Raw genomic sequence first — 1,451 nt, forward strand, 5'->3', positions numbered from 1 at the left:
ATCTATATCTTTAATTTTCAGAATTAGGTTTAAGTCAGAGATTATGTTACACAAATATACTGCTTTATCAGTGAGGTGGTTGTTAAAAATATCACGCCAAAGAATTAATTCATCATTAGGTTCTGTTAAAATGTAACGACAAAATTTATTTAAGGCATCAGTGATGGCAGAATAAGGGATATTTCTCTGATACTGATCATACTTACCAGAACTAAAATATCCATACTCTCCAGTCATTGGTTTATAGACTTCTTTCACCAGAGCAGACTTTCCGACACCAGAATAACCAGATACTAAAAATATTTCACAACTACCTTGGGCGACACGCTCAAAAGACTGCAACAAATCAGCTATTTCTTTTTTACGACCATATAACTTCTGCGGAATATTAAATTGCTCTGATGCTGAGAAGTTTACATTTGGTAATTCAAAATTAGTGAGTGATGGATCATTCTCAAACCGAGCTGAAATTAGTTGCAAATCTTTTGCTAACCCCCAAGCTGATTGATAACGATCTTCTGCATTTTTTTGAAGTAGCTTACTAATAACATCAGCAATAACTTTTGGAATGTTTGTATTAATTTTATTAACTGGCACAACTTTTTTAGCTATATGACAGTGCACAAGTGCTAGTTGATCCTGTTCACTAAAAGGAGGTTTACTAGTTAGCATTTCATAAAAACTGGCGCCTAAAGAATAAAGATCACTGCGGCAATCTATTTTTCGATTAATACGCCCGGTTTGTTCTGGTGATAAATAAGCGAGGGTACCCTCTAAAACTGCCGGGCTAGTTAAGTTTTGTGAAGACTTCGAAAGAGAGGTCGCAATATGTAAACCAAATAATTTAAAGCTAAATAAATCATCACTAATCAAAATGTGATGGGGGTTAATATCTTTATGAATTAATTTTTTAGAGTGCAAATAATTGACCGTTTCTGAGAGCTTAACAGCTAATGGCAGAAAATCATTTACCGAAATAGTCGCTTTTTGTAAAAGTTTAGAAAGAAGCTTGGCAGGAAAATATTCATAAATGATGGCTGTACAGTCATCTTCGTTAATGAAATTAATAGGTTTTAAAATATTAGGATGGTCTAATTTATCTGAAAATGCATGCTCAAGTAAAAGCTTGTTTATTGTATCTTTGTCTCTACTTACTTCTTTTAGTGACTTTATAAGGACCAAGTCACCATTTTTTAGTGACTTAGCGCTATGAAGTAAGAAGTAACCACTATTGTCGATACAATCAACTAAACTATATCCTGGAATCGGCAAGAGAACTCCTTACTAAAAAAGATACAAGCTACTATATAGCTACTACTAATTTAGTATAGTCAAAACTTACCTATCTTCCATCTTATTTATTAGGCTGATTCATTTGTTAAATCAACATATTAGTTTATATAAAACAACTAGTTCACATAAAGTTTTATACAATCTAATCACGTAATATG

1 protein-coding gene is annotated in these 1,451 nt (G+C 32.5%); it reads right to left on the minus strand.

Features of this window, described 5'->3' with window-relative positions:
- The coding region (locus tag L1D46_RS20620; protein WP_239978168.1) for a serine/threonine-protein kinase at nt 1–1,272 on the minus strand (1,272 nt) is incomplete at its 3' end.
- Between the last annotated feature and the right edge of the window lie 179 nt (nt 1,273–1,451).

The organism is Pseudoalteromonas sp. Isolate3, from assembly GCF_022398505.1.
Lineage (GTDB): Bacteria > Pseudomonadota > Gammaproteobacteria > Enterobacterales > Alteromonadaceae > Pseudoalteromonas > Pseudoalteromonas apostichopi.